5 protein-coding genes and 1 pseudogene are annotated in these 4,963 nt (G+C 38.2%); 1 reads left to right on the top strand and 5 read right to left on the bottom strand.

Features of this window, described 5'->3' with window-relative positions; all coding sequences use genetic code 11:
* Window positions 1-313: 313 nt before the first annotated feature.
* The 4 genes and pseudogenes from Q8907_12635 to Q8907_12650 all read right to left on the bottom strand — a co-directional run bounded on the left by Q8907_12635 (window position 314) and on the right by Q8907_12650 (window position 3,419).
* Window positions 314-1,192 (bottom strand): DUF3737 family protein, encoded by an 879-nt coding sequence (locus tag Q8907_12635; GenBank protein MDP4275116.1) that lies wholly within the window; start codon window positions 1,190-1,192, stop codon window positions 314-316.
* 107 nt (window positions 1,193-1,299) lie between these two features.
* Window positions 1,300-2,466: an iron-containing alcohol dehydrogenase gene (locus Q8907_12640; protein ID MDP4275117.1), complete on the bottom strand. Its 1,167-nt coding sequence runs from the start codon at window positions 2,464-2,466 to the stop codon at window positions 1,300-1,302.
* Between the two features lie 36 nt (window positions 2,467-2,502).
* Entirely contained in the window at window positions 2,503-3,042 is a 540-nt protein-coding gene (locus Q8907_12645) for a flavodoxin family protein (GenBank protein ID MDP4275118.1), read from the bottom strand.
* Between the two features lie 32 nt (window positions 3,043-3,074).
* Window positions 3,075-3,419: pseudogene (locus tag Q8907_12650) on the bottom strand (carboxymuconolactone decarboxylase family protein).
* 264 nt (window positions 3,420-3,683) lie between these two features.
* On the opposite strand from Q8907_12650, the gene Q8907_12655 reads away from it, so the two are divergent.
* A complete protein-coding gene (locus Q8907_12655; GenBank protein ID MDP4275119.1) occupies window positions 3,684-4,595 on the top strand; it encodes a helix-turn-helix domain-containing protein in 912 nt (303 codons plus the stop codon).
* Window positions 4,596-4,649: 54 nt separating this feature from the next.
* Here the strand turns inward: Q8907_12655 and Q8907_12660 are convergent.
* On the bottom strand, window positions 4,650-4,963 hold a 314-nt coding region (locus tag Q8907_12660; GenBank protein ID MDP4275120.1), incomplete at its 5' end, for a beta-galactosidase.

Consider the following 4,963-nt stretch of genomic DNA (forward strand, 5'->3'; position numbering starts at 1 on the left):
ACGAAAATCCATATCGGCCACCCACATGGGCAGAATATCATCAGTTTTCGCCGAATCCCATTTATAAGAATTACTGTTTCTTCGAGGAATTATTTCATCAAAATTGTATTGCATACGTAAATAATTAACATTTAGAATGTTGCCTGTGACTCCATGTTTTCTATATTCATCAATGCTTGGTGTCTGTTCACAAACATGTTCGCTTCATCTGTTTGAAAATTTGTATTTCATTGATCAGATGGGAACTCCATACATTTAGTCATGTTCCATTGTATTGCACTTGCCCGTCATGGATGTTTCGTCACTCCATTCTTTAGTTATTTTCTACATGAATTTGACAAGCTCCAGGATTTTTACAGTTTTCATTGATAATAATATCACCAACGCTTTTTGCGGTTATACTGCCGCCTTTCGGATTTTTTAAACTGATAATAGGACCATTGATCTGAGCTTGCAACGTGGAATATTCAAAACAGAGGTCGGAATCATCGGACAGAGTACAATTCTCCATGATCAAATCTGTTGCATAACACAAAGGTTGTGTTCCTGATATTTTACAATTGACTAACCTCAGGTTCTTGGAATGCCATCCCAGGTACTCCCCGTTGATGACGGAGTCGAAAATTGTTACGTTCTCTGTGTTCCAGAAAGCATCCTTTGAATTAATTTCAGCATGGTGTATCTCAACGTTTTTGTCATACTGGAAAGAATAATTCCCCTGTAACTTAAAACCGTCAATCTTTATGTCGGTATTATTCATAAAGATGTAATCGCCGCCATTTACTTCCACATTATAAAGCCCCAAATTGTGGCAATTCCAGCAACATTCGGCGGCATTTGGAAGTTTGACATTTTCAAGGAACAGTCCGTTGAGTTCCCTGAACATTTTGGGTGCTTCCACCCTGGTATTAAACATCCGGATATTTTTCGAATACCAGATTGCAGCTCTGCTTCCTTCGGTAAATAAACAATCATCAATCAAAACGTTATCATTGTGCCAAAACGGATATTTGCTTTGAAATTCACAATTGTAAGCTTCCACATGATTACTTTCTTTAATGGCCGATTCGCCCGGAAAAAATTTCACGTTTTCCAACCGGATATCATTTGTCGCAAACAAAGGACGTTCACCTTCAAATGAGGTATTACTTATCAATTTTGCATTTTTACTGATTGTTTCCAAATTTTCCATATTAATTGAGGGTTGCTTTTATTGATTAAGAAAGTCAGGCATGTTTGAAAATATTTCTGAACATGCCTGATACTAAACATTAAGACTATATATTTCTCAAATAAAAATCAGAATGCTTTTTCAAGTATCTTTTGACTTACTTCCAAAGTAATATCCTGTGTTTCCGAAAGTGCCGTCAACCCATGAACTTTTAACTGTTCAACAACGACCGGTATTTTATCGGAAGTAACTCCATACTGAGAAAGATGAGTCTTCACCCCAAGGCTTTCAAAAAATTCTCTGGTTTTTTGAATGGCCAGATCTATCTTTTCATCTTGGTTACCATCCGTAATATGCCAAACCCGTTCTGCATACTGCAAAATTTTTGCACGTTTTTGCTCGCGTCTTATTTCAAGTAACGCTGGATATATAATTGCCAAAGTTTGGCCATGGTCGATGCCAAATAATGCAGTAAGTTCATGTCCGATCATATGTGTAGCCCAGTCCTGTGGAACTCCTACGGCAATTATCCCATTCAAAGCCATGGTTGCACTCCAGACGTGATTGGCGCGAGCGTCATAATTTTCCGGTTCGGCAACTGTAGTTGTTCCGATTTCAATTAATGTCTGCAAAATACCTTCCGCCATCCTATCCTGTACTTTAGCATCTACAGGATAGGTGATATATTGTTCTCCGGTATGAACAAACGCATCTACCACGCCATTGGCCACCTGGACCTTGGGAAGCGTAAAAGTAAGAGCAGGATCCAATATCGAAAATTTCGGGAATGCCAATTCGCACATAACCGGGAATTTTCCATGTTCATAACTGATAACCGCCCCGTTGTTCATTTCAGAACCGGTAGCCGGTAATGTTAAGACTACACCGAAAGGTACAACTGAGCTCACTACATCAAAAGGAATCGGCATGAATCCAAATTTCAACAAATCATGCAAATCACCTTTATAATGTGAAGCAAGTGAAATAAACTTAGTACCGTCAATCACAGAGCCACCGCCCACAGCAATTATAAAATCAATATTTTCGCTACGGACTATTTCTACTGCCTTTACCAAAGTTTCGTAACGGGGATTGGGTTCAATTCCGCCGAATTCATAAATCTTTCTGTTACCAAGATTAGTTTTAACCTTATCGATAAGGCCGCTTTTCTTGGCACTTCCGCCTCCAAAGGTTATTAATACTTTGGCATCGGCCCGAACATTCTTATCAAGAACATCCAGCCTGTTTTTACCAAAGAAAATCCGTGTCGGATTATAAAAATCAAAGTTGAACATATTTTTATCTCCTTATTTATATTTTTATCTTAATTATTAAGCTGTTTTGCCCATTTCAAATGCCTTTTTCAATGCATCTCCCCTTTTGATGTCGCCGATTTTCCAGGCACCGGTTCCATAAATCACTCCTTTTTCTTCAGCTCCGTTAAGGCAGGAATTAAATCCCCGGAATCCTTCCAAAGTCCTCTCCATAGCCGGTTTGCTATTATCCGCAGCGGTTACAATGAAATAAAAATCTTTATTAGTGATTTCAGTATACCGCGAACAGGTTCTGTCAATCAAGGTTTTCATCTGAGCGCACATGGTATAAAAATAAACAGGTGCAGCCATCACAATGACATCCGCAGAAATCATCTTATCCAGGACTTCAGCCATATCGTCCTTCTGAGGACATCCCCGTCCTGCAATAGTACATGTCCCACATCCCGTGCAATAATTGATTTTTTTATCCTTTAAAAAAACCTTTTCAGCCCTGTTTCCTGCCTCTTCGGCACCTTTTGCAAACTGATCACATAACAAATCTGAATTTCCACCCCTTCGCGGGCTGGAGGATAGAACTAATACCTTCTTATTCATTTTAAAAATCCACTTTAATTTGTCAATATAATTTAAAATTTAACGGCCGGTTCTTTTTTCCAAATCATCCGGATAACGATTTCCTGCAATTGAACCTCTGTCCCCAATTCGAGACTGCTTTTATCGGCAGGAAGAAGATTTGCTTCTTTACCCATTTCATCTTTGATGCCTTTTTGTTCACGCTCGGCCATAACCAACATAAAAGTACTAATCCCGTTTAAACTTCTTGGAAAACCTGAGTAGGCATAAAGTTGTACCAGTACTTCCTTTATTTCATTTACGGTAAGCCCTGCATCCAGTCCTTCATTTAATGCAGTTTTCAAATTAACTAAATCACCTTTTGCGGTCAAAGTAGCAATGGGAATAATACCTTGCTGTTTCTTGTTTAAAACTCACATATTTTGCGCTTTTAATAAGTTACTAAAAATCAATAAAATAACAGGAAAATTATTATTGACCTTGAAATTTTATTTTTGAATAGCATATTCGCATTTTTATCCAGCACAAAAATAGTTTGAGGTTTTAGTTCGTTTTGTACATAAATTACTGGAGCTTGTACCAATTTTACTGATTATGATTTTCAACCGACTAAAATGTTGAAAAAGAGCCTTACCTTTGCAGTAAATTTAATGCAAAAGGCTATGAATGAAATAGTAAAGATGGAGAATGTATCTCAATACAACTCAATGTTCGGACTGGAGACATTTCATCCCCTGGTTAGTGTTATTGATTTTTCAAAATCCCAACAAACACAATTTATTCCGCGAATGAGTCTGGGTTTTTATACAATATTTTTAAAGGATGTCAATTGTGGAGACATTAAATACGGGCGTAATTATTATGACTATCAGGAAGGGACACTTGTTTTTATGGCTCCGGGACAGGTTATCAGCATAGAAAAGAAGATTCCCAGGCCCAAACCCAAAGGAATGGCATTGCTCTTTCATCCTGACCTGTTACATGGCACCACATTGGGCCACAACATTAAAAATTATACTTTCTTTTCTTATGAAGTGCATGAAGCACTGCACCTGTCTGAAAAAGAAAGGCAAATCATCATTGACTGCCTTTCAAAAATTGAAACAGAACTGATGCATGCCATCGACAAGCACAGTAAAACACTGATTGTGACAAACATAGAATTGCTTCTAAATTATTGCGTGCGCTTTTACGACCGGCAATTCATCACCCGATCAAATGTGAATAAAGATATTTTGAGCAGATTTGAAGCATTACTGGATGATTATTTTGCATCCGAAAAACCAATGTTATTGGGCTTACCTTCAGTCAAATATTGTGCGGATAAACTTAATTTGTCAGCCAATTATCTGGGCGATCTGATCAAAAAGGAAACAGGGAAATCGCCCCTGGAACATATTCAAATAAAGTTGATCAACATTGCTAAAGAACGAATTTTCGATATGAAAAAATCGGTCAGTGAAATAGCTTATGAATTGGGATTTAAGCATCCTCAACACTTTAGCCGTATGTTTAAAAATGAAACAGGATTTTCGCCAAACGAATATAGAAATGAAAGTACTTTGCTAAATTAGATAGTTATGATTTAGCCTGTTTCAGGTCAAATCATAACTACATAATCATAAACCTTAGCGATTAACGCCTGAGGCTTTGATGGTCACATTTGCATCAGGCAATCCGGATGAGCTTACCCTAAGCTTAATATCCCCGGCTTGTCGAGTGCTTTTAATTACCACCAGCGCACGTCCATGCCAGGCTTTACGGGTATTTCCAACATAAGGACCAAGGTCTTTTAAATCAGCATTCCCCACGCCGGCAATGACACCGGGGCCACTGATATTGAAAAGAAGCTGGTTCTCTGCATTGGGCTGAATAGTCCCATCCTTGTCTGTTAATTCAATTGTAACGAATGATAAATCCTGCCCGTCTGCCCATATTTTCG

The sequence above is a fragment of the Bacteroidota bacterium genome (assembly GCA_030706565.1).
GTDB lineage: Bacteria > Bacteroidota > Bacteroidia > Bacteroidales > JAUZOH01 > JAUZOH01.